23 protein-coding genes and 6 pseudogenes are annotated in these 24,707 nt (G+C 55.0%); 16 read left to right on the top strand and 13 right to left on the bottom strand.

The genetic code is table 11. The features are described 5' to 3' along the window. Positions 1 to 21: 21 nt before the first annotated feature. Positions 22 to 927, bottom strand: a complete 906-nt coding sequence (locus AC0JZ1_RS20630; protein WP_471884300.1) for a sugar phosphate isomerase/epimerase family protein — start codon at positions 925 to 927, stop codon at positions 22 to 24. An 11-nt stretch (positions 928 to 938) separates the two neighbouring features. Continuing rightward, positions 939 to 1,973 (bottom strand): Gfo/Idh/MocA family protein, encoded by a 1,035-nt coding sequence (locus AC0JZ1_RS20625; RefSeq protein ID WP_471884299.1) that lies wholly within the window; start codon positions 1,971 to 1,973, stop codon positions 939 to 941. A 129-nt stretch (positions 1,974 to 2,102) separates the two neighbouring features. On the opposite strand from AC0JZ1_RS20625, the gene AC0JZ1_RS20620 reads away from it, so the two are divergent. Continuing rightward, entirely contained in the window at positions 2,103 to 3,116 is a 1,014-nt protein-coding gene (locus AC0JZ1_RS20620) for a LacI family DNA-binding transcriptional regulator (protein WP_471884424.1), read from the top strand. An 87-nt stretch (positions 3,117 to 3,203) separates the two neighbouring features. On the opposite strand, the gene AC0JZ1_RS20615 is transcribed toward AC0JZ1_RS20620, so the two are convergent. The 5 genes and pseudogenes from AC0JZ1_RS20615 to AC0JZ1_RS20595 all read right to left on the bottom strand — a co-directional run. Then, a complete protein-coding gene (locus AC0JZ1_RS20615) occupies positions 3,204 to 3,968 on the bottom strand; it encodes a HipA domain-containing protein (RefSeq protein WP_471884298.1) in 765 nt (254 codons plus the stop codon). A gap of 330 nt (positions 3,969 to 4,298) precedes the next feature. Next, positions 4,299 to 4,526 carry a helix-turn-helix domain-containing protein gene (locus tag AC0JZ1_RS20610; protein WP_471884297.1) on the bottom strand — a complete coding sequence of 76 codons (228 nt, stop codon included), beginning with the start codon at positions 4,524 to 4,526 and terminating at the stop codon, positions 4,299 to 4,301. Positions 4,527 to 4,676: 150 nt separating this feature from the next. Further along, positions 4,677 to 4,994, bottom strand: a pseudogene (locus tag AC0JZ1_RS20605) (HNH endonuclease); the annotation flags it as partial. Further along, a pseudogene (locus tag AC0JZ1_RS20600) lies at positions 4,988 to 5,339 on the bottom strand (Y-family DNA polymerase); the annotation flags it as partial. The pseudogenes AC0JZ1_RS20600 and AC0JZ1_RS20605, both read right to left, overlap by 7 nt. Continuing rightward, positions 5,260 to 5,541: pseudogene (locus tag AC0JZ1_RS20595) on the bottom strand (damage-inducible mutagenesis protein); the annotation flags it as partial. The pseudogenes AC0JZ1_RS20595 and AC0JZ1_RS20600, both read right to left, overlap by 80 nt. Before the next feature lie 282 nt (positions 5,542 to 5,823). Between AC0JZ1_RS20595 and AC0JZ1_RS20590 the strand changes: the two are divergent. Together AC0JZ1_RS20590 and AC0JZ1_RS20585 are read left to right on the top strand one after the other, a co-directional pair. Continuing rightward, positions 5,824 to 6,573 carry a DNA polymerase III subunit epsilon gene (locus AC0JZ1_RS20590; protein ID WP_471884296.1) on the top strand — a complete coding sequence of 250 codons (750 nt, stop codon included), beginning with the start codon at positions 5,824 to 5,826 and terminating at the stop codon, positions 6,571 to 6,573. A 182-nt stretch (positions 6,574 to 6,755) separates the two neighbouring features. Then, positions 6,756 to 6,938 (top strand): hypothetical protein, encoded by a 183-nt coding sequence (locus AC0JZ1_RS20585; RefSeq protein ID WP_471884295.1) that lies wholly within the window; start codon positions 6,756 to 6,758, stop codon positions 6,936 to 6,938. 677 nt (positions 6,939 to 7,615) lie between these two features. Here AC0JZ1_RS20585 and AC0JZ1_RS20580 read toward each other — a convergent pair. Next, entirely contained in the window at positions 7,616 to 7,969 is a 354-nt protein-coding gene (locus AC0JZ1_RS20580; RefSeq protein WP_471884294.1) for a hypothetical protein, read from the bottom strand. A 289-nt stretch (positions 7,970 to 8,258) separates the two neighbouring features. Here AC0JZ1_RS20580 and AC0JZ1_RS20575 point away from each other — a divergent pair, with 289 nt between their 5' ends. The 3 genes and pseudogenes from AC0JZ1_RS20575 to AC0JZ1_RS20565 all read left to right on the top strand — a co-directional run. Then, positions 8,259 to 8,480: a hypothetical protein gene (locus tag AC0JZ1_RS20575; protein ID WP_471884293.1), complete on the top strand. Its 222-nt coding sequence runs from the start codon at positions 8,259 to 8,261 to the stop codon at positions 8,478 to 8,480. A 123-nt stretch (positions 8,481 to 8,603) separates the two neighbouring features. Beyond that, a complete protein-coding gene (locus AC0JZ1_RS20570; protein ID WP_471884292.1) occupies positions 8,604 to 10,538 on the top strand; it encodes a methyl-accepting chemotaxis protein in 1,935 nt (644 codons plus the stop codon). 442 nt (positions 10,539 to 10,980) lie between these two features. Continuing rightward, positions 10,981 to 11,116, top strand: a pseudogene (locus AC0JZ1_RS20565) (DDE-type integrase/transposase/recombinase); the annotation flags it as partial. A gap of 42 nt (positions 11,117 to 11,158) precedes the next feature. Here the strand turns inward: AC0JZ1_RS20565 and AC0JZ1_RS20560 are convergent. Next, positions 11,159 to 12,061 (bottom strand): LysR family transcriptional regulator, encoded by a 903-nt coding sequence (locus AC0JZ1_RS20560; protein WP_471884291.1) that lies wholly within the window; start codon positions 12,059 to 12,061, stop codon positions 11,159 to 11,161. A 92-nt stretch (positions 12,062 to 12,153) separates the two neighbouring features. On the opposite strand from AC0JZ1_RS20560, the gene AC0JZ1_RS20555 reads away from it, so the two are divergent. Then, positions 12,154 to 13,170 (top strand): NADP-dependent oxidoreductase, encoded by a 1,017-nt coding sequence (locus tag AC0JZ1_RS20555; RefSeq protein ID WP_471884290.1) that lies wholly within the window; start codon positions 12,154 to 12,156, stop codon positions 13,168 to 13,170. Positions 13,171 to 13,230: 60 nt separating this feature from the next. Then, positions 13,231 to 13,530: a putative quinol monooxygenase gene (locus tag AC0JZ1_RS20550; protein ID WP_471884289.1), complete on the top strand. Its 300-nt coding sequence runs from the start codon at positions 13,231 to 13,233 to the stop codon at positions 13,528 to 13,530. 52 nt (positions 13,531 to 13,582) lie between these two features. Here the strand turns inward: AC0JZ1_RS20550 and AC0JZ1_RS20545 are convergent, their stop codons facing one another. Then, positions 13,583 to 13,798 (bottom strand): hypothetical protein, encoded by a 216-nt coding sequence (locus tag AC0JZ1_RS20545; protein ID WP_471884288.1) that lies wholly within the window; start codon positions 13,796 to 13,798, stop codon positions 13,583 to 13,585. Beyond that, positions 13,791 to 14,032: pseudogene (locus AC0JZ1_RS20540) on the bottom strand (exodeoxyribonuclease III); the annotation flags it as partial. The gene AC0JZ1_RS20545 and the pseudogene AC0JZ1_RS20540, both read right to left, overlap by 8 nt. A 73-nt stretch (positions 14,033 to 14,105) precedes the next feature. On the opposite strand from AC0JZ1_RS20540, the pseudogene AC0JZ1_RS20535 reads away from it, so the two are divergent. From AC0JZ1_RS20535 to AC0JZ1_RS20525, 3 genes and pseudogenes are all read left to right on the top strand, one after another. Next, positions 14,106 to 14,432: pseudogene (locus AC0JZ1_RS20535) on the top strand (Hsp20 family protein); the annotation flags it as partial. 22 nt (positions 14,433 to 14,454) lie between these two features. Continuing rightward, positions 14,455 to 14,670 carry a hypothetical protein gene (locus AC0JZ1_RS20530; RefSeq protein WP_471884287.1) on the top strand — a complete coding sequence of 72 codons (216 nt, stop codon included), beginning with the start codon at positions 14,455 to 14,457 and terminating at the stop codon, positions 14,668 to 14,670. A 12-nt stretch (positions 14,671 to 14,682) separates the two neighbouring features. Continuing rightward, positions 14,683 to 15,039: a hypothetical protein gene (locus tag AC0JZ1_RS20525; protein ID WP_471884286.1), complete on the top strand. Its 357-nt coding sequence runs from the start codon at positions 14,683 to 14,685 to the stop codon at positions 15,037 to 15,039. A gap of 461 nt (positions 15,040 to 15,500) precedes the next feature. On the opposite strand, the gene AC0JZ1_RS20520 is transcribed toward AC0JZ1_RS20525, so the two are convergent. After that, on the bottom strand, positions 15,501 to 17,135 hold the full coding sequence (locus AC0JZ1_RS20520) for a sensor histidine kinase (protein ID WP_471884285.1): 1,635 nt from the start codon (positions 17,133 to 17,135) through the stop codon (positions 15,501 to 15,503). 216 nt (positions 17,136 to 17,351) lie between these two features. Between AC0JZ1_RS20520 and AC0JZ1_RS20515 the strand changes: the two genes are divergently transcribed. After that, a complete protein-coding gene (locus tag AC0JZ1_RS20515) occupies positions 17,352 to 18,080 on the top strand; it encodes a hypothetical protein (protein WP_471884284.1) in 729 nt (242 codons plus the stop codon). 228 nt (positions 18,081 to 18,308) lie between these two features. Here the strand turns inward: AC0JZ1_RS20515 and AC0JZ1_RS20510 are convergent, their stop codons facing one another. Next, positions 18,309 to 20,072: a methyl-accepting chemotaxis protein gene (locus AC0JZ1_RS20510; protein WP_471884283.1), complete on the bottom strand. Its 1,764-nt coding sequence runs from the start codon at positions 20,070 to 20,072 to the stop codon at positions 18,309 to 18,311. A gap of 512 nt (positions 20,073 to 20,584) precedes the next feature. Here AC0JZ1_RS20510 and AC0JZ1_RS20505 point away from each other — a divergent pair. The 4 genes from AC0JZ1_RS20505 to AC0JZ1_RS20490 all read left to right on the top strand — a co-directional run bounded on the left by AC0JZ1_RS20505 (position 20,585) and on the right by AC0JZ1_RS20490 (position 24,627). Then, on the top strand, positions 20,585 to 21,058 hold the full coding sequence (locus AC0JZ1_RS20505; protein WP_471884282.1) for a MarR family winged helix-turn-helix transcriptional regulator: 474 nt from the start codon (positions 20,585 to 20,587) through the stop codon (positions 21,056 to 21,058). Between the two features lie 14 nt (positions 21,059 to 21,072). After that, positions 21,073 to 21,936, top strand: a complete 864-nt coding sequence (locus AC0JZ1_RS20500; protein WP_471884281.1) for an SDR family oxidoreductase — start codon at positions 21,073 to 21,075, stop codon at positions 21,934 to 21,936. A gap of 74 nt (positions 21,937 to 22,010) precedes the next feature. Beyond that, positions 22,011 to 22,823: an SDR family oxidoreductase gene (locus AC0JZ1_RS20495; RefSeq protein ID WP_471884280.1), complete on the top strand. Its 813-nt coding sequence runs from the start codon at positions 22,011 to 22,013 to the stop codon at positions 22,821 to 22,823. After that, positions 22,816 to 24,627 (top strand): glycoside hydrolase family 15 protein, encoded by a 1,812-nt coding sequence (locus tag AC0JZ1_RS20490; protein WP_471884279.1) that lies wholly within the window; start codon positions 22,816 to 22,818, stop codon positions 24,625 to 24,627. Before AC0JZ1_RS20495 ends, AC0JZ1_RS20490 begins: the two co-directional genes overlap by 8 nt. The last annotated feature ends 80 nt before the right edge of the window (positions 24,628 to 24,707 follow it).

Genomic DNA, 24,707 nt, shown 5'->3' with positions numbered 1-24,707 from the left:
GCGCCCGGGCGCCTTTCCTGCTTACGACGGGTCTACGATGAAGCTTCCGCCGCGTGCCTGTTTGAGATGATTGAGCGCGTGGACTTGTCCCGTCATTTCCAGCGCATCGCGATAGACCGGATCATGCCAGCCCTCGATATCGATGGAACCGGACCAGCCCGCGAGGCGCAGTTCCGATATGATGTCCGTCCAGTTGCTGTCACCGAAACCAGGAGTACGCATGAACACGAACGGGTGCTTGCCAAAAATCCCGTGCTCGCGGATCACATCCCAGCGGATCGTCGCATCCTTGCCGTGGACATGGAATATCTTGTGCGCCCACTTGCGGATCTGCGGCAGTGGATCGATCAGGTACACCATCTGGTGGCACGGTTCCCATTCAAGGCCGATATTCTCATCCGGCGTCTCGTTGAAGATAAGCTCCCACGCATCGGGATTATGGGCGATATTCCAGTCGCCGGTTTGCCAGTTGCCATCCATGGCGCAGTTTTCGAAGGCGATGCGGATGCCCTTGTCGGCCGCGCGTCGGGCAAGCTCGCTCCAGACTTCTCTGTAGCGTGGCAGGCTTTCCGGCAGTGGCTTGTTGCGAACACGCCCGGTGAAGCCTGCCACGCAGGTGGCGCCGAAATGATGGGCGTTGTCGATGCAATCCTTCCAGCCCTGAAGGGTCTGCAAATCAAGATCGGTGCCTTCCAGCGGATTACCGAACATTCCAATCGTAGAAATCGTGATATCCCGGTCGCCGAGAGCTTCCACACAGCGCTTGCCCAACTCGGCCATATCCTGACCATTCGTCGTCTGCCAGAAGAAGGGCTCGAAACTCTCGAAGCCCATATCCGCGATCTGCGCGATCCGTTCCGCCGCCTGCCCTTTCGTCGCACTAACCATAGTGCCGACGCGAATGGAATTTTTGCTATCCAAGCTCATCAATCTCTTCCCTATGCTGCAAGCTCGACACTGTTTCCGGAGCGGGCGCTTTCGATCGCACCGAAAACCATGGCAAGGCTTCGAATATTGTCCTCTCCGGCTGTTTCAGGCGCACGTCCCGTGCGTATGGCCTCGAAGAAATCGGCAAGAACGCTGGCATGCCCATGCGTTTCCTCCGGCTTCAGCGGCGCAGGAACCTCGACGGGCTGAAACCCGCGGAGCAACCCGTTTTCCTGGCCAGCGACAGAGGCCTTGAACGTTTCCTCGCCGTCCCAGGTTAGCATTCCCCGCGTGCCGACAATGCGCCAGGCGCTTTCCCAACTGGTCCGCTCCCCTTCCGCGCACCAGGAGCCGCGATAGGTGAAGACGACATCGTCTGAAAAGCGGAAGACCGCATTGGCGCAAGCGCCATGTGCATACCAGGAGCCGGGCGGATTGGTTTCCAGGCAATAGACCGATAGCGGCGTCTTGCCGGAAACATAACGTGCCGCATCGAAGGTATGGATCGCCATATCGAGCAGCAGAACATTGTCCATCTGCTCACGGAAGCCACCAAAATGAGGACCGATGAAGAAGTCGCAATGAACTGCTGTGATGTCGCCGATAACTCCACTGTCTACCAAGCGGCGCATGCGACGGACGCCCGAAATGAAGCGCCTGTTCTGCACAACGGAATGGATTTTGCCAGCCTTAGCAGCAGCGTGGATGAGATCGGCAGCCTCTTCCATGGAGTTCGCCATGGGCTTCTCGCTCAGCACGTGGCAACCATGAGCGAGGGCGGTGGTGACGACAGAATGACGTGCGGCTGGAATGACGACGTCAAACAGTATGTCGGCACGTGTTTCTTCAAGAACGCTACGTAAATCCGTTCCAATCAAAGCACCGGAAAGACTGAACTCCGTGGCAAGCGCCCGGGCAACATCAGCATTGAGGTCTACAAGACCGACAATCTGCAGCGCATCTTTCAGTTCAGGGGTGGATTGAACCGCGCGAAGCCAGCCTTTTGCCATAGCTCCGCACCCACACAAAACGACCTTGTATGTCAAGAAAACCTCCCATGCACATCTACGGAACCGCGCCTCCTGCGCAACCGTAAACGTTTACGGAAACTATGGACATATCTGGTATTTTGTCAATACTGGCGTGACCTAAGAAAATGAATGATGGATATCCGCATGAAGGGCATACGCCAGTTAGCCGAGCACCTTGACATCTCTATCGGCACCGTTTCGCGCGCCCTTAACGGGAAAGCAGACGTCAATCCACATACCCGCCGGCGTGTTCTCGAAGCTGCTGAAAAACTTGGATATGTTGCCAATCAATCGGGCCGTTCGCTCCGCAAGGGCTCAACCGGCGTGATCGGCTTTATGATGCAGACAGGTCCGGATATTACGGGCCAGGGCGATACGTTTTTCATGAGCGTTTTCGATGGCGTGCAAACGGTACTTGCCCGCCATAATCTCGATCTCGTGGCGCTGCTCTGTTCCTCGTCGGAGGATCCTGATGCCTATCTTCAGCGCACCGTCGCCCGTGGCTTTGCCGATGCGATCATCCTTTCCGCCACACGCCGCAACGATGCCCGCTTCGAACTTCTGGATCGACACAAGATTCCATTTATCTCGCTCGGCCGAAGCCTGACGGATGTGGGTCAGCCATGGATCGATCTCGATTTTGAAGGGATGGCCGATGTCACGATGGAGCGTTTTATCAGTGCGGGGCACAAAAAGATTGGCGTGATCTGGCCGGATGGTGACCTGAACCTGGGGTATGTCTTCATCGAACGATGCCGTTATGTGTTGGGCAAGCATGGCCTGACCCTGCGCGATGAGAACATCTTTCGGGCAAAACCAAGCGAGTCCGGTGGGTATGCTGTCGCACGGCAGATTGCCGCAGCCCCTTCCCGGCCTTCAGCCATCACCCTCGTCAACGAGACACTGGTGACGGGGCTGTACAAGGGGCTGGAAGAATCCGGCCTGCGGCCGGGAAAAGACATAGCGATTGTGGGGCGCCACAGTCCCCACACGCAATTTCTGTCTCCAGCATTGACAGGATTCAGCCTTTCGCTGCACGAACTTGGCATCGGTTTAGCAGAGTCGCTTTTGTCAATTATGCCAGCTTTCCAGCAAACATACGCCAAAGCCCATCGCCGCGTCTGGCCTATGGCTCTAGTAGAAGGCGGTAGCGGCTAATCGACCTACGTGGCTCTTGAAGGGATACGAACCGCCGACCCGTTGGTCGAAGGATAAAACGCTCAATTTCCGAAACCATTCAACAGCTTAAGACATCTGCTCCGCAGCTCTCTGTAGCAAACGAGCCCGACTTGATATCACCTTACAAATGGCCTCCAGGATCGGGTGCCTGATCCCCTCTTCGGCCAGTTCTGCAAAAAGGGCATCGGCCTCGCTCACAATCCTTTCCGCAATTTGGGCAAGATCGCGAACAAGGATGCGCTGAGAAGATTTGGTTTCGGGCACCAATGCCTTCCAATGTTTGAGTTGGATGGTGTCGGGTACATCGCGACCGCCAATTTTCATGGCGAGCCTCTTTGACAAGCGAGGATAAACTGCCGTGCAAACGACATCGTAGATCGGTGCCAAATCCGGGTCATCGGAGCCGTAAAGCAGGGCGTAGTTCTTGCCATGGGCATCGGCGTTGCCGACCAGATAGTGGAAAATCAGCATGCGGATGAACTGCAACCGATCCGCGACAGGTCTGGCACAGGCCTGGTCGATCAGCCCGATAGCCCGTTCTGTTCCAGGTCCGCCCTCAGCCTCATACTTCAGCTCCGGCGGCACGCTCAGGGCCTGGCAGAAGTCTTCCTGGTGTAGGCGCTCAATGATGCCGTCTGCAGCTTTCGTCCGATCATAACGCTCAACCAAAAGAAAGGCAGTCGCCCCGTCTAGGCGTATCTCGACATGGGGTACAGGCAGCTTCAGACGGGCAGCCAGCCGCATACAAAAATACTCGTTCTCCACTGTGCCTTCCAGCGCCTGGATGACCGGTTTCAAGATATGGGTCGTTGGTCGACCATCTCTCGCCAAGGCAATGGAATCTCCATCGACAATGACTGCCAGTTTATCCTGCGCTCCGGCGAGCGATAGGCGAATGCCCTCGTCTCAGCCAAGCAAAGGCCGGGTCCGCAGCCTGCTTAGAATTTCATCCAGACGTTCCGAAGTGAGAATTTCGGCGTAGGATCGGCCGGGAGGTTCGGGCACCGTGCTGTAGGATAGAGTGACAAGGCACCTGCGCACTTGCCCGCGATTTCTGGTCAAGAAGATATGCGCCATCATAGGCAAAAGTCAGCAGGCCGTCGTCAAGCCGGCCGAGCACGCCGGCCTTGGTGTCGCGAAAATAGACGTCTAATACGCGGGTCATGATCGCGATCCCTGGCGACGCCCGACCGAAACAATAAGGCCAAGACCAGCCAGGACTTGCATCGCGCGGCCAATCTGGCAGCTCTCTTTGCCAGCCTCGAGTTCGCGCAGAAAACGTACGCCCACGCCAATTACCCCGGCGAGTTGCTCCTGGGTTAACCCTTGCTGCTTTCGCTCCTGACGGATCAGCATGCCAAGGCTTTTCGTATCTTTGATATTTTCCATAATCACCCCTATCGGGATGATTATATCACCAGACGGCATGAAGAGAAGTGAAAAGAACCGATCGGGATGATATTACGATTGTGCGCGCCAACGATCCGAAATTGAACCGTTCGGGATGAAACTACTACAACGCAAGACATGCCCTGGCGCTCACGGCTCGAAACAGTTCTCACGGTGCCATCTGAGGAACTGGGGATGTGGCCGCTCCAAGACCCGGCCAGGCACGATTGCCTTACCGGTCTTCTTGAGGAGTCCTTGAATGCTGCCAGGATCGTTCGCCTGACACGAGATGAGGATATCAAGATCATCCGAGAGGCCAATCAGACCGCGGTCAAACATCCATTGTGCGGTGCCCGAAAGTGCAATCCCGTTAGAGAGAATGTCGGGCCCGCTCGCTTCCACCGGACGAATATGAGCGGCATCGACCTCTGCCCGGCCGCCGCCGTTGATGAGCTTCAATCCTGCAGATGATCGGCGCCTTCAGTATCCATTACAATGCCATCGATCCTGTCGGTAGCGACGATCGGTGAATAGACGGTGAGCGCCCAAAGAGTGATGCGTTCGAGTGCGGCTTGGTCGGCCTGCGGATCAGCGTCAACCATCATCAAGCTGCTGAACAATGACTGTGCCTTTGCTCTCCATACCGACGTGGACACCCGCCTTGCGGGCACTTGCATCTGCAGCCGATACGCATCGCTTCGAACCGCTCCTGGCGACCACGGCGATTGGCTGCTTATGCGGAATAGACGGATCGGCCCGACGAATGGGATCCGTCGGCAAATTCGGAAGATAAATAGATACAACCCTGGTCATCGCACGCCCTCACGGGAAACTCAGCAGACTCACCCGCTTTCACGCGTATCAATTCCAGAAACCATTGAGGCCTACCACCCCCCGTACCGGAAGCTCTTCCGGGGGCATCACGCTGACCCGCCATCTCGTCGTTGACGCCGTTGGCTCCAAAGTCATTCGCCTCCGTCTGCCTTCGCCAACGTCTGACCACCAGCGCCATGGTCGCCGGTCACTCGGCCGCCAGCTGGCCGGGGGAATGCTTAGATCGTCGTCATGTTTTTAGAGTCCAGCGCTGCACTCTGAAGCATGACGACGCCTTTTAAGTCAAAACTATCCAGATCACAGCTGCATCATAGTGACAGCGACGCCCCGATCCACTCAAGGCCGCTTCGGAAGCGCAATCCGGCGCAGCCACAGCTCCTGTTTGGGCTGCTGCAGCGATAGGGAACTACCAGAGCTCGAGCTTGATTGATAAGCTTTGGAACAACGGAAGGAAAGCTCTACAATGCCCATAGCCCGCGTGCGCGTCATCAATCTTGAAACGGCCGGGAATGGAGCAACAAGCGTCTGCGAGATCGGCTGGCAGGATGTGGTCCTGGATGAAGACAGTCATTGGATCGTAACTGAGGAACGGGGCGCGCGGTTCGTGAACCCAGGGCGGCCAATCTCTGCCGAGACGATGGCAGTCCACCATATTCTTGATGAGCAGGTCGCTGACGCGCCCTTCTGGAAGGACGTCGCGCCATCTATCCTTCGCCCCGAGGGCGGTGTCTTGGCACTTGCAGCTCACCGAGCCGCGTTTGAGAAGCGCTATTGCACGTCACGCCTCAGCGCAGGCGCCCCGTGGATCTGCACCTGGAAATGCGCGCTGCGTGTCTGGCCAGACCTGACCCGATTTTCCAATCAGATGCTGCGTTATCAGCGCAGGCCCGAAGGGCTTGTTCATGAAATCGGATTGCCTGCCCATAGAGCCATGCCGGATGCGTATGTCACAGCACATCACCTGCGCGACCTGTTGAACATCGTTTCGGTGGAGCAGCTTTTGCAGTGGAGCACCGAACCTGGCCTATTGCCCCGCGTTCCGGCGGGGCTAGATCGCGGCAAGAGTTGGAATCGGCTTAGCACGGATGCTCTGCAGAACTATCTTCACGATCGGGATGCGGACATTCGCTTCAGCGCGCAGACCGAATTGATGAGACGTGGTGAGATTGGAGAGGCGAAACCCAACAAGCCGTTACAGAGGTCATTCTTTTGACAACGGACGCATCTTCTTCACAGTATCCAGACACACCCGATGGTCGGTATTTCGTGGTGCGCGGGCGGCTCTGGCGCAAAAGCAATCCGGCGCTCAATGAAGAAACGAAAGCACGCTTGGTTAGGGAATTGATGTCGGCAAGGCGCGCCGTCCAGGAAGCAAAGAACCAGACGGAGATGCGAATGGCACGACAGAGAGTGGATCAAGCGAAGGTTGGGCTTGGTGAGCGTGGCCCTGTCTGGTGGGAGGACGGCGCGCCTGATCTCAACAGGCGTTTGGTGAAGAACACATCCTATGCCGCCTGGTTTGCGCGGCTGCTGGAAGGCGAGTCCAAAGCGTCACAGAAAGGTAGAAAAGCGAATTGAAGACGCACCATCCGCTCATCAGGACCGCACGTATTAAGGACGAAGACCTTGAGCGATTTGACCGGTTACGGCAGGACCCTTTTCCATCTGATCGAAACTTCCTCCGCGCGCACCTGACTACGTTTCATCGGCTGCACGGTGAATATGAGTGCAGATTGTCAATTGGCTCCAACGCGCAGTAGGGATCAACCAAGCCTCTCAAACTTATGGTTTGCATATAAAGCCTGTGATGTGGGCGCTGTACAATTTCTCCGGGAGACAAGCACGCCGAAGACATAGGATCGTACCGCGTGCTCCCCGGTCTGACCCGTCCTTATCTTAAAGACTCACCGGTTTCTTTCTGGCACAACTTCCTGTAGAGTATCTCCATCATTGATACATTTAATGGGCATCAACGGCAGGAGGCTAAAGGCTTTCGCCCCGGTTTGGGAGGTGTAAAGTGAGAGCTTCGTTTTCTATAGCGAGTGCAGTATTCTATCCCGATGATCTCTCAGTCGTGCACCAGGCCCTTGCGGCTGTCGCAGCGCGTCATCCTATATCGGTAGACGAAGAAGAACTGATCGCACAGATGTTGCTGCTCTTCCATCACAGGGGCATGCGACATCGCGATAAGCTCATAGATATGGGTGTGTGTGCGGTAGAACATTTACGCAAAAACCAGCCGCCTGCTTTTGCACCTAATGCCGTACACCCGGATCGTACTGACTGACCAGATTGGCACGGATGGCTTCAATGTCCTGCTGCCTTTCATTGATCCGAAATTCGCTGGCGCGATTTGATCGACCCCTTTCGCGGAAAACAAACAGGTAAGGGATCGACATGAGTTCAAACAGACTGCTGATCCTGTAGAGCTCATTACTGTCAATCGTGGCGTCAACCAACACTCCGGAGAGTGACTGAAGCAACGGGATATCGTCTATCTGAGCTCGATCAACGGGCCGGAGCCAGATGCCAGCCGCATTCCATACCTGCTCAGCCTCTAGTGTCCAGAAGTTGGGATCGGCAAAAACGCCGACGATCATCCGCCGCATGGTAAGGCTCCATCAATAAGGACACTACGCAACTACCGGGAGAACTGATGGTTCGACTATCCTGTTGAGAAATATTGTCCAAAGCCAGAGGTCTTTCGACACCAATCGGAAGGAGCAGTTTTCCTTAGCTGACCTCCCTCACGATTACACTCTGCTTGTTGAAATTAGCAACTTCTCATAGAGGAAAACTGCGGTTTCTGGTGGCAACACTCCAGTAAGGATTGCCTCCCAATAATCGTGATTGTTGGTGCTGCGTACTGGTTGGCGGTGCTCTCAATAGGAGTGGATCATGTTGATGCGTGGAGAAAAACTCGGAGTAAAGGTGGTCGATCTACGATCTGGCGAGAGCCGTAGTGAAGCCATGTCCGATCAGCAGGCCCGTGATTTCCTCCTGAACTATACCGCCAACCTTCGCCAGCTCATGGTGATACTGAGGCAAAATATCGTCGAGCTGCGCACTTTGACGGACATTGAGCTGGAAACACGCCCGCAGTCCGATCAACAGACTTAAATTCTTGAGCGCCGGTTGGAAGGTGAAATGAGCGACGGGTTGGCGACCGCGTGTTCACTTTGACGGAATGTCCTGGCAAATGAACTGCCCACTCAGACATTCGTTTACAGGAGGGGCGGTCGCGTGAAGCACGTTTCAATTACAGGTAAATTTTTGACAATCATGGCGGCTTTTGGCATCGTGTCAATTGTAGCTACGGGGTATTCAGTTAGCAAAATCCAGGTCGTTGACAGCGAGTATGATGGGTTGGTCAACGGTGAAAGCGTCGCTGCTGCATATCTAGCTCGTGCAAATAGAGCGCTTCAGGCGTCACGGGCGTCCATTGCGGAGCTGCTTATCGCAAAGACCGAAGCCGACAATGCTAGCGCCCTCAAAGAGTTTGCCGCAAGCAAGGCCACCTTTGTGGAGTTCACAGATAAGGCAAAAGCAGCACTTCCAACCAACACCACCATTCCTGCCTTGCAGGCAGATGGCTTGAAGGTTCTCAATGAGTTGTGTGCAGGGACGGTTGCAGCTGCGGACAAGGCGACTTCTGACGAGGACTTGCTACGTTCTCAGGAACAATACAAGAAAGAGTGCCAGCCACAGTTCGGCAAAATTGCGCCCGCCTTCACGGAGGCCACCACAGAGATATTCAAGCAAAGTGCCCTTAAATCGGATGAGCTGACGGACATCACCACGTCGACCGTCCGTACGACCCTTGTCGGTGTGGTGATTGGTCTTCTTGCTACGCTGATTTTGGGCTTTTTGGCGGTGAAGTCCTGGCTGGTCCGTCCGATACAGGATCTGGCGTCGAAAATGGGCGTACTTGCCAATGGCGATTTGACCGCACTCGTTGATGGCGTAGATCGTCGCGACGAAATCGGTGGCATGGCTCGTGCAGTTCAGGTGTTCAAAGACAACGGCCTGGCCGCACGAGAAACCGCGAGTGTTGCAGACGAAGAAAGATCTGCAAACGAAGCAGAGCGTGCGCGGATTGCTGAAGTTGATCGTCAGCGGGCGGCAGAAATGGCAGAAGCAACCAGCGGTCTGGCTGAAGGGTTGAAGCAACTCGCTCAGGGAGATCTCACCTTCCAGCTATCCAAGCCATTCGCAAGCCAATTCGAAGCCCTTCGAACCGACTTCAATGCTGCAGTCGTTCAACTGGCCGATAGCTTACGATCTGTGTCCGACACCGCAGGCTCGATTGACAACGGTGCGCGCGAAATTAGTCAAGGTGCGGAAGATTTGTCGAAGCGAACTGAGCAGCAGGCTGCATCGCTGGAAGAAACCGCCGCTGCTCTCGACGAGATCACGACAAACGTTTCGAACGCTGCCATGCGCACAGAGGAAGCACGACATGTCGCAATCGAGGCAAATCAGTCAGCGCGTCGTTCTGCACAGGTGGTTGCAAATGCTGTGAGCGCAATGCAGCGCATCGAGCAGTCTTCAAGTCAGATCTCCAATATCATTGGCGTGATCGATGAGATCGCTTTCCAGACCAACCTTCTCGCGTTGAATGCAGGTGTTGAAGCGGCACGTGCTGGTGAAGCGGGCAAAGGTTTTGCAGTTGTTGCTCAGGAAGTGCGAGAACTTGCCCAGCGCTCCGCTCAGGCGGCAAAGGAGATCAAGGATCTCATTCGAAACTCTGTCGAAGAGGTTAGCACTGGCGTAAAGCTTGTGCAGGACACAGGTGAGGCACTGCAGGTAATTGAGAAACAGGTTGTAACGATCAATACGCAGCTTGATGCGATTTCCACCTCCGCCAAGGAGCAGTCGGTTGGCTTGGCGGAAGTCAACACAGCGGTCAACCAGATGGACCAGGTTACTCAGCAAAATGCTGCCATGGTTGAAGAGTCGAACGCAGCGGTGGCGACGCTTGCTTCCGAGGTGAGCCGACTGCGTGAGATTATCGCTCAATTCAATGTCGGCAACGGGGCATCCTCCTTCTCCGCAACCCGTCCTTCTGCGGCTTCAAGCAAGAGCTCACCTGTTGCATCGCCCGCTCGACGTATGCTGGCAAAGGTCGCAAGTGCTGTCGGCATGGGTGCTGCTGCGGAGAAATGGGACGAGTTCTAGGTCTTCCTGTCCATGAGTAGCTAGACGAGGGTCCGCTTTGACGGGCCTTCGTTGTTTTGTCGGCTTACTCACTCTCCTCGCTGTTCGGCCTAGTTGAGCTACCGCTTTTATGAAGTTGTTTTAACCATGCTGAAGTTAGACCCGGCATGAAGCTGCAACATTAGTGCCTTTGCCAAGTTTGCTATTTTGAGAGTGGGCGGAACGAGGGATAGGTCATGAACGGATATTCATTATCCTGTTGCAAGATGGACAACATCATCATCTTGGCACTGGTAACGCTATTCGTCGCCGTGCACCTGGGCTGAGACTTGCAAGCTTGCCCCCCAATCCCTTCGAACTTGCTCTTGTTCTGGCGCAAGTTCCAGCTCCTGACGACAGAAATTCGGTCGTACCTCGCCAACCAGATCCGTCAGCGCCGCGCGACCGGCTCGGCGATAAATGACATCTCGACCAGGCCTTCATTTCGATCCGAGGCGAGAAGCATTAGCTGTGGCGCGCCGTTAATCAGGACGGATTTTTGTTGGATGTGTTGGTGCAAAGTCGCCGCAACGCTAAGGCAGCCAAACGCCTCATGCGCAAGTTACGGCTGGGTCGCTCATGCGTAGCGACCCGTGCCTATCTCAGGCCAGCTCGATCAACATTTGCAGGAAAGCACGAACGGCTGGGTTGGTGCGACGGCTCTCGGGCCACACAGCGGTAACATTGTGCCTCTCGACAGAAAACTGGGTTAGAACCGGCCTCAACCGCCCGCGCTCGATCCAGGTCGCCGCGGCAAAGCTCGTCCCCATACCAATACCCGCCCCCGCGGCAATAGCAGTCATAACGCCTTCACTTGCATCAACCACAATGCCTGAGGCTGGAACGATTTCGACCTCACGTTCGCCGATCCGGAACGGCCATCGAAAAAGCTGACCCGTGCTCTTGTATCGCATATTGACAGTCTCATGCTCCACCAACTCGTCGGGATGCTTTGGCGTACCATGTTCAGCCAGATACTCGGGCGATGCGTAGCAAGAGAGCCGATGTGGCGACAGACGTCGTGATAGGAGGCGCGAGTCCTCAAGTTCACCGATGCGGATCGACAGATCGATCCCTTCAGCAATCAGATCGACCATATGATCGCTGAGACGCAAGTCAATTGTAACAGCCGGATACAGATTCCTGAATTCTGCAAGCGCCGGAGCGATGACGTGCAAACCGATCGGAAGTGACGCCGCAATTCGTAAATTTCCAGAGGGAGCCGCGCGCGCTGCCTTGGCCACTTGCTCGATTTCTTCTGCGTCGCGCAGAAGACGAAGCGCCCGCTCGTGCAGTTCCCGGCCCTCGGCAGTCAGCGTCAACGAGCGTGTCGTGCGGGTGAAAAGCGATACGCCGAGACGTTGTTCGAGCCGCTGCACGCTCTTGCTGACGGCCGACGGTGAAACGGACAGCGATCGGGCTGCAGCGGTATAGCTTCCCAATGATCCCGCTTTCGCAAAGGCGATGAGACCCGTTAGCCTGTCCAAACCGATTTGTTCCCTCATGGAACTACTAAAGCGAATAGTCGCCCTATTATCAATAAGGATGGCCTTCCTTATTTTCTTGCAGACAAAGAAATTCAAGTGACGAGGTTACGATGACTGATATGATGAAAGCAGTTCGGCTGCACGAATTTGGCGGCCCGGATGTCCTAGTTTATGAGGATGCTCCTCGCCCTGCGATAGCGAATACTGAAGTGCTGGTCCGTGTCCACGCGGCGAGCCTCAATCCACCGGACCTTTATCTGCGAGACGGGTACCGAGCATTGCCTCTGGAATGGCGGCCGAATGCGACATTTCCGCTAATCTTGGGAACGGACGTGTCGGGGACTGTCGCTGCAGTGGGTGAAGATGTATCGGATTTCGCCATTGGCGATGATGTTTATGCCTTGGTTCGCTTCCCCGATGACCTGATAAAAGGCAGCGGTGCTTACGCCGAGTATGTGAGCGTGCCTGCATCGGAACTGGCACGGAAATCGGCGGGGATCGATCATTTTCATGCAGCCGGCGCGCCGATGTCCGCCCTTACGGCGTGGCAGTTTCTTGTGGAACTTGGCCATGACGGCGCCAATCCTTTTCAGTCTTTTCCTCATGCGCCGATTCCGCTTGAGGGTAAACGTGTTCTGATCAATGGCGCAGGAGGAGGCGTCGGCCACCTGGCGGTTCAGGTTGCAAAGTGGAAGGGTGCCGACGTCACAGCGGTCGCCTCAGGCAAGCATGAGACGCTTCTTCGCGATCTCGGCGCCAACCAGTTCATCAACTACACCAAGACGTCCATAGATGACGTCGCAGAGGATTTCGATCTTGTGATGGATGCCGTCGGAGGCGCGAACATGGAGCGCTTCTTGATGGTCATCAAGCCGGGTGGGGCTCTCTTCCTCGTCAATCCCTTGGGCTTCTCCGGTCATGAGGAGGCTGCAAGGCGCGGCGTTACGGTCTCGTCCACACAGGTCCGATCAAATGGCGCACAACTGGGAGAGATCGGCCGATTGCTGGGCGACGGTACGCTTCGCGTGGTCATCGACAGCGAGTTTCCATTGGCGCAGGCATCTGCTGCCCATCAGCGTGCGTCTCAAGGAAGCATTCAAGGCAAGATCGTCCTTAGCGCGATTTGATGGACATTAGGTCGGGCGGCTGCATTCAGCCGCTGACACTCTACAGATAAGGCAAGCATCATGCTGATAATAATGGGATACATGCACATCGATCCTGCCGAGGTTCCGCAATTTGTTGCGGAACTGAAGGATCTTGCGGTCGTGACAAGACAGCGGCCTGGCAACATAGGTTATGACGCCGCACTTGCCGATCCCGAGGCGGGCACGCTGCTGATCGCGGAACGGTGGACTGATCAGGAGGCACTGAGCGCTCATCTTGATGCGGAAGACACCAAAGCTTTTGTTGCTCGGTGGCAGGGACGTATGCGTGGCGATGTAAGGAAGTTCGACGCTTCGAATGAAAGAGGCTTGATGGATTGAAGGGTTGTCTCGGCCGCTCGGCCGGCATTCTCAATAGACCCTCGCGACAATTTCAGGTGCTGGCCGCCGGCCAGTCATTGGCGGGCTCCTCGACTTGAACTTCCGATGCGTCATCCGCCGGGTCCGGATCACGATCGTTGACTACTCGGAGGCGCTCGATTTGCTCGACCGCGGTCTTGAAAACATCAGTCTGTCGCGCTCCGGAAACGACCGCCTGATCAACCAGGTTCGCAAGATCATTTCGAAACTCTTCGCGCCAGTCAGCCATTGTTCAGTTTCCTTCTTTTGATTGGTTTGTCGGATAGCTCGATCCAGACGGGCGCATGATCGCTGGTGTGCTCCCAACCGCGCACGTGCTTGTCGACTTCTGCTTTTTTCAGGGGTGCAGCGAGGTCGGGGCTGAGCAGAAAATGATCGAGCCTCAGACGGGGTCACGCGAGTGTGGGTTCCGGAAATAATCCCAGAAGGTGTAGATACGCTCTCCGGGATGCAGTTCGCGAAGTTCAGAGGCTTGCACAGCCGGGGACGCGAGTTTCCGCGTCTCTATTCCATCTCGCTTTACGGAGGATTTGGATATGAGAATCGATCTTGGTTCTGCACCGCTTTATCGCTCCATTGTTGGCATCGACCGGGTGTTCAATCTCCTGAACAACGCGCAGCGCCTGGATGCGTTAGACACGCTGCCACCCTATGACATCGTCAAGACAACTGAACACGACTACCGGACCGAAAGGGCGGTTGCTGGTTTCGGCGAAGCCGATTTCGACATCACGCAGGAACACAACGTCCTCATTGTGAAAGGTCAGAAAGCCGAAGCCACGGATGGCGAATACCCGCATTGCGGCATTGCCGGTCGCTCCTTTGACCGTCGCTTCGAACTGGTCGATCATGTGAAGGTGGATCCATGTCTTAGATCCCAACGTTATGGGGCATATTCTTGATCGTGGTGTTATCCATGAGTGGCGCGTTGAGGAGGCGGAAGCGAAGGCGGAGAAGCGAGCGCAGGCTGCATATCAAAGGAAGCTAACGCGGCTGGCGAAAAAGAAGAAGCAGTCGAAAAAGGTCCAGAAGCTAACCGAAGATCCTGCATCGGCCCTGCAGGTATGGAACGATTTCGATTTGGGTGGACTGCTACGCTAATAATCTATTGTGATGATGCGGGCAAATGATGAAGGGTTCAGTTTTAGTGCGACCGCAAGCCGATGGACGCGGGCCAGTGAAGGACGGATCCACTTTTACCCGGTCTATCATTTCCATGGAGGAGTCGTCGCCGGGCTGCATCTCGACGCCAGGCAGCGGCTCAATGTCACCTTCGTCACGGGCGAAAGTTTTGCAGACCTGTCGGAGCTCCAAGGGATCGAGCTCCGTGCGGACCATCCAAATCAACTTGGAGGCTTTCTCAAAAAATGGTTTGCCACTGCTGATCTCGTGCGCCAGTCTCTCCCGCTGATCAGCGAGCCATCTGATGGGGTCTTTCGTCCGTTGCTGGCCGACCAGTCAAGTCCTTGAAGACTTCGCTAACACGGGTCCATCGGACCTTCCGGACCTAAACGCTCCGACAGATTGAAGCGGTCACGAGATACAGTTGGTTCCCGCAAATTTGCCCGCCTTGGCCAATGGCCGCCTAGCCGCCATCGTATGTTATCGCTTTGGTTTGAAGAACGGCGGCGTCCTTGCTCGCCTCCCTCTTCTTCACGCTCTTGAGCTTCATCCACGTGCTCACTCGGCTCGACCAAAGCGCGCAAATCCTCCGGCCTGGTGACAAATTAATGGTTACCATCTGGCCATAAGACCCACGTACCTTGGCTGACCATTGTCTCCTATACAGTCAGCATCTGCAGCTTAGCTTCCAAAAATGCGCATCATCGCTCTCTGTTCGTTTAGGTTTGGCAAGTATCGAAGCCTTGGCATGACGATCTCTGTTTGCGATCGGCTTGACTTTCGTTTGGAGCGGCGCGGATCCGGTAGCTTTATTCGCCAGAGCGCGTGACTTCACATCGGAAGCCGCTGTCATGAAAACTTGTGCTGACTGATGCTTCTGCTTGGCTTGCCAGAACCCGTTCGATCATCTTTGTCCCAAAGCCCATTTTTTCCGGCGGTTTCACAGGCGGTCCTCCCAACTCCTGCCACACAAACTGGAGACCAGTTCGTCCGTATCTCTGCCACTCAATGTCAATGCGACCTTCAGGTTGTGACAGAGCGCCGTACTTGGCGGCATTGGTGCATAGCTCATGGATCGCCATACTAAAGGCAAGTGCACTTTTGGCGTCCAGTGGATACTCTGGACCTTCCACCCTAAACCTAGACATATCTTCCCGATCAAACGGCTGTGTCGCTCTCCATACGATCTCGCGCAGATCTGCGGAACTCCAAGACGAAGCCGTGAGCAGGTTGAATGCATTGGCCATTGCATTCACACGGGCATTGAAATCCTGCAATCGAGATCTGTCTGTCTCAATGTTTCCGAACGTCTGTCTTGCGACCGATTGGACTGTCGAAAGAATGTTTTTGATCCGGTGATTGAGCTCACCAACCAGCAGTTCCTGTTGTCGCCTTGCTTCCTCCAACTCATCCATGAATTGATCGATGGCAGAGCCAACCTCTCCGAATTCCCCGACAGGCTTCATGCCTGTTCTCTCAGTTCCGCGGCCTTGATGCCAATCGTTTAACGTGCTCATGATCCGGCGCATCGGCAAGGTAATTTCCTTCCGACTGGTTTGCCACGCAAAGAGCAAGCTCGACAGAAGCGCAATGATTACTGCAACCAAGGCCACGAAAGTTGCCGAGCGGACAGGACCATAGACCTCGTCGGTAGAAACTCCCGTGCTTAAGTAGAGGCCGCTCGGAGTTCCCGAAGCTGGAAAATAAGCAAGGATTCTTTTCGTCCCGTCCTGACTGGCAACTTCTATTGTCCCTGGCTCCGGCGCATTCACCAGGTATTGATATTGAGAAGGGATACGGGTGCCGACGAAACGCTCTGGGAGCGGCTCTCTCGCTATGATGGTCCCTTCACGATCTGCAAGAGTTATTGATGATCCGGGTGAGAAGTTGCGCTCGGCAACTCGCTGCTGAAGCCAGTCAAGATCAACCGACAAAGCAACAACGGCTGCAGGTTGTCCCTGACCATTAATGACGCGCATTGCTAACGGAAGCGTAGCTTTACCGGTAATGCGGCTCTTCAGAAACGTCGACACCACCATCTTGTCGGAAGCCAATGCCTCACGGAAATATCCTCTATCCTTCAAGGACGTACCCAAACCCTTATTATCTTGCCTGCAGCGCACGACACCTTCCAGATCGATGACCCCCAGGGTTGAAACACCCGGTAAGCGGTTCGCCGCGGCTGTAAGGAGAGCTGTACAGTTCTCCACATGCAGCTCACGTATTGCGGGGGCTGAAGAAAGCGTAATGAGGACACTCTCAAAGCCAGTCAGGATTCGTTGGATCTCGAGCGACGCCAGTTGGCCATTATTGAACGCTTCGTCAGTAGCCTCGTGCTGGCGAGAGTTCTTCAGGGAAAACAAAATGTAAGCGAACGCACAGGCCAGAGGGATGATGCCCACCAGCATCAATAGCAGTAGCCGTTGAGACAGCTTTAGCTGCATTGCCTATCCTTCAGTTTTGCGAGGCAGTAACGATGATTACAATTCTCGAAGTGGTAGAGCAAGAAGATCTGGATGCAGCAACTGGGTAGCGCCGCCTTGTTGCTCATCCGTAGCCTTAACTACCGAAAAGTGTAATAAAAACGAAACGTTTAAATTTAGAGAAGCCCAAAGAAAACTCACTATAGACCTGTAGATTCAAACCCAAAGGCCTAGAAAATGCTTCTCGATTATCTATCACCCAGACAGCCGTCGTCCTCGACATCGGCTCCGAAACAAACTTCTTCGACTGCGACACCCTCTCGGGAAGAAAGTGAAGAGACTGTTCAATCAGGTTCCGGCAGTTCGCCTGACACCTCATCTCAACAGATCGCGACTGGGACAACAAGCGTTGATCCAAAAAATACCGATGATGGAACCTATACGTCAGGCAGCAATCAACCTTCGTCTAAACCGTCTGGTACTGCGTCTTCTACAACTGACAATGAAACTTCATCGAAAGGAAATGCGGTCTCCTCGCAGGCTGCCGGGACACAAACGTCCAAAACTTTCGAAAGCAGCACCGGCTCAACGCCAGATGGTGCCGGTAGCAACGGTTCAGCTTCCAAGCTAACTCCATTGATTCGAGAAGACGGTGATGCAGCGACGGGCGATTACCTAGCGGATTTTCTGGCTCAGCTGGAGGGCATCCGGCAAACGTTTGCCTCGAACACATCTGCGGGGGACGCTTCACGGAAGGCGTCTGCTGACGCACTTTTGAAAGAGAAGCTGATGAGGGAGGTGTTTGACCGATTGTCCTCTCCTACTCAAGGCTTCGATCTCTTAGGCAAAATTTCTCGCGCTAGTGACGATATCCATCCTACGGATCGACTGAAAAACTTGGTCACTAAACAGGGTAACATGGATGAGCAGACATCGTATTACCTGAAGCTTTATCAAGCAGCGTAGTCGCTTTGCCGCTCTCGTTCCTGCGCAAGCGATGCTCTTGCGACAGACCTTGGAGGCTTCAGGCGACTTCCAAGGTCCTTTCGCCACTGAGCGGGGAGCGCGTTCCAGGCTGAACCCGTCGTGTTGCCGTCACTAGCTGTTCGCTCCAATACTCGCCATTGTTTGAATGATGATCTATCGTTTTGCGACCGGGCTAGAAATTGAGCATCGGCTTGGCGCTCCAAGTGCTCAGAATTCGTTCCAGTCGGTGCGCACGGCAGCGCTACCTTGCGAAACCATGCCACGCCCTGCCCGTTTCGGTGCCAATCTCGCGACGGCAGCCGTCGACGCCGTCTGGGTAACGGTGGAGCCATCGTCGAAACGGAACTGTCCCAGCAATGCAAAGAGCGCTTTGGCTTCTTCAGCCAGTCCATGACTGGCTGCCGTCTGCTCCTCGACCATGGCAGCATTCTGCTGCGTGCCCTGATCCACCAGATTAATAGCGCGATTGATGTCGCTGAGTGCATTCGACTGCTCTCTTGCGGATTCAATGATCGCGCCAATATCCTTATTAATGTCCTGAACGTTACCGGCAATTTGCTGGAGCGCTTCGCCAGCTTTGCTTACAAGAGCCACCCCGTTCGCAACCTGAGACCCAGAGGATGTTATAAGTGTTTTTATCTCCTTGGCAGCCGATGCCGAGCGCTGAGCAAGTTCTCTGACCTCTTGCGCAACGACGGCGAAGCCTTTCCCAGCCTCACCTGCACGAGCCGCTTCAACGCCTGCGTTGAGCGCAAGGAGGTTGGTCTGGAAAGCAATCTCATCGATGACGCCAATAATATTGGAGATTTCACCTGAGGACTGGTTTATCTTGTCCATCGCGACGATTGCCTGGTTCACGATTTCTCCAGAATGATCCGCATGCGCTTTCGCGCGGCCAACGAGTGCACCGGAGTCTTCTGCTCGACGGCTCGAGTCCTTTACGGTCGTTGTAATTTCTTCGAGAGCCGCCGCCGTCTGTTCCACTGAAGCCGCCTGTTGCTCTGTCCGCTTCGCTAAAGCATCAGCGGCCGTGCGGATTTCATTGGCACCCGAAGAAATGGCCTCGGTATTGTTTCGCACCGTTTTCATGGCATCGCGAAGTTTCGCGGACGCTGCATTGAAGTCACGCCGTAACTTGTCCAAAGAGTCGATGAAGGGCGTGTCTATACTTTGAGACAAGTCTCCCTCGGCAAGACTTGAGAGACATCCTGCCAAATTTTCGACATTCTGAACGCGATCGGTAACATCCGTCGCGAACTTGACGACCTTGATCACGCGACCCTTGAAGTCGAACACCGGGTTATAAGATGCTTGAATAAATACGGAGCGTCCGCCTTTTCCGACTCTCTTAAATTCCCCAGCCAGAAATTGCCCTGCGTTCAGCTTGCGCCACATATCAGCATAGTTTGAGCTGGCCGCAAAAGCCGTATCCACGAACATGCTATGATGTCTGCCAATGATCTCAGATGATGAATAACCGACTGCCCGCAGAAAATTTTCATTTGCTGCTATGATTGTTCCATCCGTCTTAAATTCTATGATTGCCTGCGCTCTGGATATCGCTTCTATTTTTGCGCCAGTGTCGATGCCGTGCATCTTTGTCTGCGTGATATCATTGGCAAACTTGACGATCTTTAGCACTCTACCAGAACTGCTTTTGATAGGATTGTAGTTACCGCGGATGAAGATTTCCGACCCGTTTTTGGCAATTCGTGTAAACTCGCTACACACAAATTCACCGCCCTGGAGCTTGCTCCAGAAAGCCTTATAGTCCGGCGATCCCGCATATTCCTGATCCAGAAATATCGTATGATGCTTCCCTTGAAGTTCAGCTTCCGTATACCCCATCAAGTCACAGAAATTCTTGTTGGCCTTGAGAATGTTTCCGGCCACATCGAATTCGATAATGGCGAACGAGAGATCGAGGGCGTCTAGGATCTTAGCGGCGCTGAAACTGGGAAAGCTTGCCATGTTGAGGTTCCGATAGTGCAACTTGAGCGATCTTCTCAAGCAGCAGTTAAAAATTTGATCATGACTCGTCAATTTCTGCTTTTGCCCGATCCAATTCGGTCACGCGTCTGACTTGGTCGGAAACGAGCTCGGGATCGAGCATGTGGAGAAGCGTGGTAATCCGCTTAGCGTCGCGGGATGGGGTGGCCTTTTTCCGAAACACAGCCGTTTTTGCAAATGCCGGTAGGATAAGCCCGTAATTTGCCTAAGAGCACCAACGGCCAGGTTTATCGTCTCCGCTAGCAGCTGGAGAGAACACACCAGCCAAAACAACAACTAAAAATCCCTAGTTTTGGCCGATGACCCAATGGCATCCCGACAGCGTAGGGTCACTTGTCTTAACCGAGTGACTTCTGAAAACCCAGACGCACCAATCTTTGTTCAGAGGCCACCGTAGTAGTTGTTTGCAAGAGGGAACCTTCTGGCTCGAAATTCATTGACAACATGTTACCGAATTGAAGACAGGTTGTCGAATGGTTGAGCCTGAAAACGAAGTAAGAGCGTTAGCGCTTACCGTCTTTGCGACGAACGGAAGGCTGATCAGCGCCGGAAATGAGTTGGTGGCGCATCTGGGTCTGACCAGTGCCCTGTGGCAAGTGCTCGGGGCGATGCGCTATTCGCCAGTTCCGCTTCCAGCCGCGTCGATAGCCCGGAATATGGGACTGACCCGACAGGCAGTCCAGCGCATCGTCGACGTTCTGGCGGACAAGGGACTGATCGAATTCCAGCCCAACCCCCACCATCGCCGCGCAAAGCTCGTTGTTCTGACCGCAGCGGGTCTGAAGGCCGTCACAGATGCCGAAAACGTCGTGGCACCACTTGACCAGGCGATTGCCAACAGGCTCGGCACCCACCGCATCGAAGAGACGATCAAAACACTCGAAGATATGGCTGCGGTCATATCCCAGTGGCTCGAAAAGTCTCAACAAGCGTCAAATCCTGAATGAAAGGAGATACCTTAATGATCTTAGTATCTGGAGCAACCGGAGGCATTGGCGGTGAAGTTTGCAAGCTGCTTGGACAAGCCGGCGTGCCATTTAAAGCCATGTGCCGCAAGCCCGAGCAGGTAGAGCGCTTCAGACAAAACGGCATAGAGGCCGTGCTTGGCGATTTTGACCGTCCGGAAACATTGGATGGGGCGATGAAAGGCTGTGACCGGTTCTTTCTGATCACACCGCCCACACCCGATCAGGTAGCCCAGGAAAGAGCGGCAATCGATGCGGCCAAGCAGGCCGGCTTAGTCCGAATTGTCAAGATCTCCGCATCTGATGGGAATGTGCGCTCGACAGTCCCTTGGGCGAAATCGCACGCGCTCATTGATCATCACCTGCGTGATGCCGGCATCGGCTGGACCATTCTCAAACCCACAGCCTTCATGCAGAACTTCTTCTGGTTCAAGGATCCGATCGCCAAGGGTTACCTGCCTCAAATCGCCGGCAAGGGATCTGTCTCCTGGGTGGACACACGCGATGTCGCTCGCGTGGCTGCAAGAGTTCTGACTGAAGACTGTCATAACCATGCAACCTATTTCCTGACCGGTCCGGAGACATTGGACATGAAGGAGGCTGCATCCCGCCTGTCGAAGGTGACGAAACACAAGGTGCGGTATCTCGACCTGCCAAACCCGATCTTCAAAGCCATTCTTCGCCTGACCGGCAACTCCCGATGGATGGCGAATGGCTTGATTGCACAATTTTCTGACGTTGTTGCGGGTCACCATGACATTGATCCTACATTCGAGATCAAGCGACTGACCGGGGTGGCGCCAAGAAGTTTCACCGACTTCGTTCAGGACCACCGCGACGCGTTCGTCCGAAGCAACTAACGCACCTGAATTCCAGTCGCGGTGATCATCTGGCCGCTATTCACCATAGTCAAGGTTCGATTGGAGGCTGTCTCATGGCTGCCAACGCTTCTCGTCTTGTCCATCATTGCGCAATTGTCACAGGCGCGAGCTCAGGGATTGGCCTGGCCATTGCCGAAGGCTTGGCGGCGGCTGGCTGCGCGGTCGCGGTCAATTATCACTCTCACGCCGAAGCTGCCCAAGAGCTGGTCGATCGCATCATCGACCAGGGCGGACGGGCGATTGCGATCCAGGCTGATGTGTCGAAGGAGGCGGATGCAATTCGCCTCTTCGACGAAGCGACAACAGCATTCGGGCGCGTTGATGTACTTGTGTCGAACCCGGGTATCCAGAAGGATGCCGCGATTGCCGACATGTCGCTGGATGACTGGAATGCCGTCATCGACCTCAACCTGACGGGGCAGTTCCTATGTGCACGGGAGGCTGTGCGACGCTTCCGTGCCCAGCCGATGAGCGGACGTCCAGCCCGCAGTGCTGGCGTCATCATCACGATGAGTTCCGTCCATGAAAGCATCCCGTGGGCCGGGCACATAAACTACACATCTGCCAAGGGTGGCGTTCACATGTTCACACGTACGCTCGCCCAGGAAGTTGCTGCCGATGGGATCAGGGTCAATGCGATTGCACCTGGCGCCATCAAGACACCGATTAACAGGGACGCTTGGAAGAGCAATGAGGAATTGAAGAAACTGCTGAAGCTCATCCCCTATGGCCGGATTGGCGAGCCGGAGGATGTGGCAAAGGCGGCCGTTTGGCTGGCATCCGACGAGGCCGACTATATCACCGGAACCACCCTGTACATCGATGGCGGCATGTCGCTGTACCCGGAGTTTCGCAACAATGGTTGAGCGGCTTCGTACGATTGGCGATCATGGCATCATTGGCGACCTCGAATCCACGGCCTTGGTGGCGCGTGATGGGACGATCGACTATTTATGTTGGCCGGCGCTGGACAGTCCGGCGATCTTCGCCGATCTGCTGGACAGCGGCAGAGGTGGTGCTTTCGAGATCAAGCCTGAACTGGAGGAACCGCGCCATCTTCAGCTCTACATCCCAGATACCAATGTCCTGATCACACGCTTCATGGCAGAGAGCGGCAGCGCAGAAGTGGTCGATTTCATGCCACAGCCGGAAGCCCGCATGCGTGCAGGCCGCTGTGCTCGTAGTCTCATTCGCCGTTTGACGGTGACAAGCGGAACGGTGACCTCCACCATACGCTGCGCGCCGCGTTTCGATTATGCTCGAAAGATCCCTGAAACCACGCAAATTGAAGGCGGTATAAGCTTCAAGAGCGAAGACTTTGCCCTGTCCCTATATGCATCCGTCCCCCTTGACCCACATGCGGCAGAAGCGACCGCACGCTTCACTTTGTCTAAAGGAGAGAGCGCATGGTTTGTCCTGGGCGATCAGACCATGGCACCACCGGATGACGCCCTCGTTTTATCGCTGATTGAGGAATCGATTAACGCGTGGCGCGCATGGCAGGGGAAGTCGACTTACAAAGGGCGCTGGCGTGAACAGGTGCTTCGCTCCGCGCTCGCTTTGAAGCTTCTAACCTCGACGCGCTACGGTTCGATTGCGGCCGCCGCCACCTTCTCTCTGCCCGAAGCACTCGGTTCGCGACGGAATTGGGACTATCGGGCAACCTGGGTCCGCGATGCCTCATTCACTGTCTATGCCTTCATGCGGCTCGGCTTCGTCGAGGAGGCCGAGCACTTCAATCACTGGGTCAGCGAGCGGGTCGGAAACTGCGAGCGTTCTTCTCCTCTACGCATCATGTATGCACTTGACGGGTCGGCAATGGCCGATGAATACGAGCTATCGCATCTTGCGGGTTACGCGGAGAGCCAACCGGTTCGGATCGGCAATGCCGCCCATGCGCAGATGCAATTGGACATCTTTGGCGAACTCCTCGACAGCGTCTATCTCTCGAACAAATATGGGTCTGCGATCAGCCATGACGGGTGGGGGCATATCCGCACTATCATCGATTATGTGGTCGAGCATTGGCATGAGCCGGATGCTGGTATCTGGGAGATGCGCTCCAAGCTGCGGCATTTCCTACACTCTCGATTGATGTGCTGGGTCGCACTTGACCGCGCGATTAGGCTGGCCAAAAAGCGTTCGCTCGCTGCCCCACTCGTGGCCTGGACCGAAACCCGTGACGAGATTGCCGGTGATATCTGGAAAAACTTCCGCCATCCCGAGCACGGTTATTTTGTGCAGGAACGCGGTGGAACTGAACTTGATGCGGCTCTGCTGATGATGCCGCTCGTGCGGTTTGTTTCTTCCAGCGATCCAACCTGGCTCAAGACGCTTGATGCCATTGGTGAACAACTTTGCGACGACGGGCTGGTGTATCGCTATCGCGGCGCAGATGGCCTGAAGGGAGAGGAAGGTGCCTTTACTACCTGCACATTCTGGTATGCGGAATGTCTCGCCCGTGCGGGGCGTCTTGAAGAGGCTCAAATGAACTTGGCGAAGGGCCTCGCCTATGCCAATCACCTCGGTTTATTCGCAGAGGAGATAGATGTACGCGGCCTTCCACTCGGCAATTTTCCGCAAGCGCTGAGTCATCTCGCGTTCATCAGTGCCGCCTATTTCCTCGACCGTCGGCTTGATCCCACCTATAGGCCGAGTTGGCAGCCTTGAGGTCTCCTTACTGGATCTCTGTCGCACCCGCCACCAGCCATAGCGAGCTCACACTAGCTAAGCGAGGATCTCGCACATGG

This window comes from Affinirhizobium capsici (genome assembly GCF_977018625.1).
The sequence above is the reverse complement of the archived record's forward strand: the minus strand, read 5'-3'. Positions and strand labels throughout refer to the sequence as shown.

Coding starts and splice junctions, on each gene's coding strand:
- AC0JZ1_RS20545 (WP_471884288.1), bottom strand. CDS start 13,798: ATGGCTGACTGGCGCGAAGAGTTTCGAAATGATCTTGCGAACCTGGTT.
- AC0JZ1_RS20495 (WP_471884280.1), top strand. CDS start 22,011: ATGGCTGCCAACGCTTCTCGTCTTGTCCATCATTGCGCAATTGTCACA.
- AC0JZ1_RS20490 (WP_471884279.1), top strand. CDS start 22,816: ATGGTTGAGCGGCTTCGTACGATTGGCGATCATGGCATCATTGGCGAC.
- AC0JZ1_RS20520 (WP_471884285.1), bottom strand. CDS start 17,135: ATGCAGCTAAAGCTGTCTCAACGGCTACTGCTATTGATGCTGGTGGGC.
- AC0JZ1_RS20560 (WP_471884291.1), bottom strand. CDS start 12,061: ATGAGGGAACAAATCGGTTTGGACAGGCTAACGGGTCTCATCGCCTTT.
- AC0JZ1_RS20510 (WP_471884283.1), bottom strand. CDS start 20,072: ATGGCAAGCTTTCCCAGTTTCAGCGCCGCTAAGATCCTAGACGCCCTC.
- AC0JZ1_RS20580 (WP_471884294.1), bottom strand. CDS start 7,969: ATGCGGCGGATGATCGTCGGCGTTTTTGCCGATCCCAACTTCTGGACA.
- AC0JZ1_RS20530 (WP_471884287.1), top strand. CDS start 14,455: ATGGGGCATATTCTTGATCGTGGTGTTATCCATGAGTGGCGCGTTGAG.
- AC0JZ1_RS20505 (WP_471884282.1), top strand. CDS start 20,585: ATGGTTGAGCCTGAAAACGAAGTAAGAGCGTTAGCGCTTACCGTCTTT.
- AC0JZ1_RS20610 (WP_471884297.1), bottom strand. CDS start 4,526: ATGGAAAATATCAAAGATACGAAAAGCCTTGGCATGCTGATCCGTCAG.
- AC0JZ1_RS20620 (WP_471884424.1), top strand. CDS start 2,103: ATGAAGGGCATACGCCAGTTAGCCGAGCACCTTGACATCTCTATCGGC.
- AC0JZ1_RS20630 (WP_471884300.1), bottom strand. CDS start 927: ATGAGCTTGGATAGCAAAAATTCCATTCGCGTCGGCACTATGGTTAGT.
- AC0JZ1_RS20590 (WP_471884296.1), top strand. CDS start 5,824: ATGCCCATAGCCCGCGTGCGCGTCATCAATCTTGAAACGGCCGGGAAT.
- AC0JZ1_RS20500 (WP_471884281.1), top strand. CDS start 21,073: ATGATCTTAGTATCTGGAGCAACCGGAGGCATTGGCGGTGAAGTTTGC.
- AC0JZ1_RS20550 (WP_471884289.1), top strand. CDS start 13,231: ATGCTGATAATAATGGGATACATGCACATCGATCCTGCCGAGGTTCCG.
- AC0JZ1_RS20525 (WP_471884286.1), top strand. CDS start 14,683: ATGATGCGGGCAAATGATGAAGGGTTCAGTTTTAGTGCGACCGCAAGC.
- AC0JZ1_RS20585 (WP_471884295.1), top strand. CDS start 6,756: ATGGCACGACAGAGAGTGGATCAAGCGAAGGTTGGGCTTGGTGAGCGT.
- AC0JZ1_RS20575 (WP_471884293.1), top strand. CDS start 8,259: ATGTTGATGCGTGGAGAAAAACTCGGAGTAAAGGTGGTCGATCTACGA.
- AC0JZ1_RS20515 (WP_471884284.1), top strand. CDS start 17,352: ATGCTTCTCGATTATCTATCACCCAGACAGCCGTCGTCCTCGACATCG.
- AC0JZ1_RS20555 (WP_471884290.1), top strand. CDS start 12,154: ATGACTGATATGATGAAAGCAGTTCGGCTGCACGAATTTGGCGGCCCG.